Genomic DNA, 4,114 nt, shown 5'->3' with positions numbered 1-4,114 from the left:
TGTAAGTCTCGCAGTCAAGCTCCCTTTTGCCCTTGCACTCAACGTCTGATTGCCGACCAGACTGAGGGAACCTTTGGGCGCCTCCGTTACATTTTGGGAGGCCACCACCCCAGTGAAACTGCCCGCCAGGCACTGTTCCTGATCCGGATAACGGACCGAGGTTAGAAGCTCAACATATCAAGGGTGGTATTTCAAGGTTGACTCCACAACGGCTAGCGCCGCTGCTTCCAAGTCTCCCACCTATCCTACACATGAGATGCCAAACTCCAATGCCAAGCTGCAGTAAAGGTCCCGGGGTCTTTCCGTCCTGTCGCAGGTAGTGAGCATCTTTACTCACACTGCAATTTCGCCGAGTCCGTGGTTGAGACAGCGCCCAAGTCGTTACGCCATTCGTGCAGGTCGGAACTTACCCGACAAGGAATTTCGCTACCTTAGGACGGTTATAGTTACCGCCGCCGTTTACCGGGGCTTAGGTTCAAAGCTTCGCTGCAAGCAGCTAACCTCTCCCCTTAACCTTCCGGCACCGGGCAGGCGTCAGAGCGTATACGTCGTCTTGCGACTTAGCACGCTCCTGTGTTTTTAGTAAACAGTCGCTTGGGCCGAGTCACTGCGGCCCCCTCAGGCTCGAGAGAGAGAATCTCTCTCACCTTAACGGGGCGCCCCTTCTCCCTAAGTTACGGGGCCATTTTGCCGAGTTCCTTAACCACGGTTCTCTCGATCGCCTTAGTATTCTCTACCTGTCCACCTGTGTCGGTTTGGGGTACGGGCACCATGTGAACTCGCTAGAAGTTGTTTCTCGGCGGCATGGGCGTTCAGCAGCTTCTCCTTAAAGCGGATCGGCGTCACGCCTCAGGCTTCGTGAGGTCCGGATTTGCCTAGACCTCGCCCTACACGCTTGCCCCAGGTCAACCAACGCCTGGGTCTGCTTACCCTTCCGCGTCACTCCATTGCTCACCTACTACCAGTTGGGTCGGTAGGCCCCGAAGGGCTTTCCTTAGCAAACCGGGTTCGGTCTGGACGCGCACATGGTGGTACTGGAATATCAACCAGTTGTCCATCGACTACGCCTTGCGGCCTCGCCTTAGGTCCCGACTAACCCTGGGCGGACGAGCCTTCCCCAGGAACCCTTGGACTTTCGGCGGGGGAGATTCTCACTCCCCTCTCGCTACTCATGCCGGCATTCTCGCTCGTACGGCCTCCACGGCTGGCTTCCGCCGCCGCTTCGTGGGCCGTACGACGCTCCCCTACCAAACACAGCGCCTGGATCTGAGATCCGAAGACCCCAGATCGGGTTAATGCTGTGATTCCGCAGCTTCGGTACTGGACTTGAGCCCCGTTACATTTTCCGCGCAGAGTCACTCGACCAGTGAGCTGTTACGCACTCTTTAAAGGGTGGCTGCTTCTAAGCCAACCTCCTGGCTGTTTGTGCGACTCCACATCGTTCCCCACTTAGTCCAGATTTTGGGACCTTAGCTGGCGGTCTGGGCTGTTTCCCTTTCGACCAGTGAAGCTCATCCCCCACGGTCTGACTGCCGTACTTAGCACTATGAGATTCGGAGTTTGACTGGGGTTGGTAAGCTTGTTGGCCCCCTAGCCCAATCAGTGCTCTACCCCCATAGTGGAACATACAACGCTAGCCCTAAAGCTATTTCGGGGAGAACCAGCTATCGCCGAGTTTGATTGGCCTTTCACCCCTATCCACAGGTCATCCCCCAAGTTTTCAACCTTGGTGGGTTCGGGCCTCCACGAGGTCTTACCCCCGATTCACCCTGCCCATGGATAGATCACTCGGCTTCGGGTCTAGGGCACGCGACTGAACGCCCTGTTCAGACTCGCTTTCGCTGCGGCTCCGGCTTACGCCTTAACCTTGCCACGTACCACTAACTCGCCGGCTCATTCTTCAAAAGGCAGGCCGTCAGATCTCCGAAGAGATCCTCCGACTGCTTGTAGGTCTACGGTTTCAGGTTCTATTTCACTCCCCTCACCGGGGTGCTTTTCACCTTTCCCTCACGGTACTAGTTCGCTATCGGTCGCCAGGTAGTACTTAGCCTTGCGAGGTGGTCCTCGCAGATTCACACGGGATTTCACGTGCCCCGTGCTACTTGGGAACACCACTGGGAGATTCAGTGCGCTTTCGCTTACAGGGCTGTTACCTTCTATGGCCTACCGTTCCAGATAGGTTCAGCTAGCACCTGATTTTGTAACTCCCTGACGGTTCCGGTGTCCCGTCAAGTGGGTCCCACGACCCCGATGTGGCAACGCCACCGGGCTATCACACCACATCGGTTTAGGCTCTTCCCGTTTCGCTCGCCGCTACTCAGGGAGTCGCTGTTGCTTTCTATTCCTCGGGGTACTGAGATGTTTCAATTCCCCCGGTTACCTCTATCGGCCCTATGTGTTCAGACCGAAGTGACTGGGCATTACCCCAGCCGGGTTTCCCCATTCGGACATCCCCGGGTCAGCGCTTGCTTGGCAGCTCACCGAGGCTTATCGCAGCCTGCCACGTCCTTCATAGGCTCCTGACGCCAAGGCATCCACCGTAGACCCTTAGTAGCTTGGATCATAATGAATACAAAGACGATTGTGCTCGCTATGCAGTTCTCAAGGTGCCGGAGAGGAATCCGGGACGAGTCCCGACTCCCTCACGACTGAACAGTGTGCCCACGCCGGAGGATCCGCCGGCCGTGGCTCGAGGCCACTGACGCCTTTGGCGCCTTGCCGGCATGAGTAGCCAGTCCATTGACTAGGAAGCTAGAGACCTGACGGCCTCGTGTTGCTCCTTAGAAAGGAGGTGATCCAGCCGCACGTTCCCGTACGGCTACCTTGTTACGACTTCATCCCAATCGCCGACCCCACCTTCGGCAGCTCCCTCCCAAAAGGGTTAGGCCACTGACTTCGGGTGTTGCCGACTTTCGTGATGTGACGGGCGGTGTGTACAAGGCCCGAGAACGTATTCACCGTGGCATTGCTGATCCACGATTACTAGCGACTCCGGCTTCATGGAGTCGAGTTGCAGACTCCAATCCGAACTGAGACAGGCTTTAGGGGATTGGCTCACCCTCGCGGGATCGCAGCCCATTGTACCTGCCATTGTAGCATGCGTGCAGCCCTAGGCATAAGGGGCATGATGACCTGACGTCGTCCCCGCCTTCCTCCGAGTTGTCCCCGGCAGTCTCCTATGAGTCCCCGGCATTATCCGCTGGCAACATAGGACAAGGGTTGCGCTCGTTGCGGGACTTAACCCAACATCTCACGACACGAGCTGACGACGGCCATGCACCACCTGTCACGGACGCTTACGCACACTGTATTTCTACAGCTTTTCCCGTGATGTCAAGCCTAGGTAAGGTTCTTCGGGTTGCATCGAATTAAGCCGCATGCTCCGCCGCTTGTGCGGGCCCCCGTCAATTCCTTTGAGTTTTAGCCTTGCGACCGTACTCCCCAGGCGGGGCACTTAATGCGTTAGCTGCGGCACGGCAGACGTCAATGAGTCCGCCACACCTAGTGCCCAACGTTTACAGCTAGGACTACCAGGGTATCTAATCCTGTTTGCTCCCCTAGCTTTCGCTCCTCAGCGTCGGTATCGGCCCAGAGAGCCGCCTTCGCTACTGGTGTTCCTCCCGATATCTGCGCATTTCACCGCTACACCGGGAATTCCACTCTCCTCTACCGAACCCTAGCCACAGCAGTTTCGATCGGCGTCCCGGGGTTGAGCCCCGGATTTTCACGACCGACTTACTGAGCCGCCTACGAGCTCTTTACGCCCAATAAATCCGGACAACGCTTGACCCCTACGTATTACCGCGGCTGCTGGCACGTAGTTGGCCGGGTCTTCTTCTGGAGGTACCGTCACTTTCGCTTCTTCCCTCCTGAAAGAGGTTTACAACCCGAAGGCCTTCATCCCTCACGCGGCGTCGCTGCATCAGGCTTTCGCCCATTGTGCAATATTCCCTGCTGCTGCCTCCCGTAGGAGTCTGGGCCGTGTCTCAGTCCCAGTGTGGCTGATCGTCCTCTCAGACCAGCTACCCGTCGTCGCCTTGGTGAGCCGTTACCTCACCAACAAGCTGATAGGCCGCGAGACCATCCCGGAGCAGCGGACCATTTCCTCAATCCG

The 4,114-nt window shown here is 57.2% G+C and carries 2 rRNA genes; both read right to left on the bottom strand.

Annotation, left to right across the window (positions count from 1 at the left end):
- Positions 1-2,561 (bottom strand): 23S ribosomal RNA (locus KKG35_17345); the annotation flags it as partial.
- Positions 2,562-2,784: 223 nt separating this feature from the next.
- A 16S ribosomal RNA gene (locus tag KKG35_17340) occupies positions 2,785-4,114 on the bottom strand; the annotation flags it as partial.

The organism is Pseudomonadota bacterium (assembly GCA_018823285.1).
In the GTDB taxonomy this organism is placed as follows: Bacteria; Desulfobacterota; Desulfobulbia; order Desulfobulbales; family JAGXFP01; genus JAHJIQ01.
This window is presented reverse-complemented; position numbering and strand designations above follow the sequence as displayed.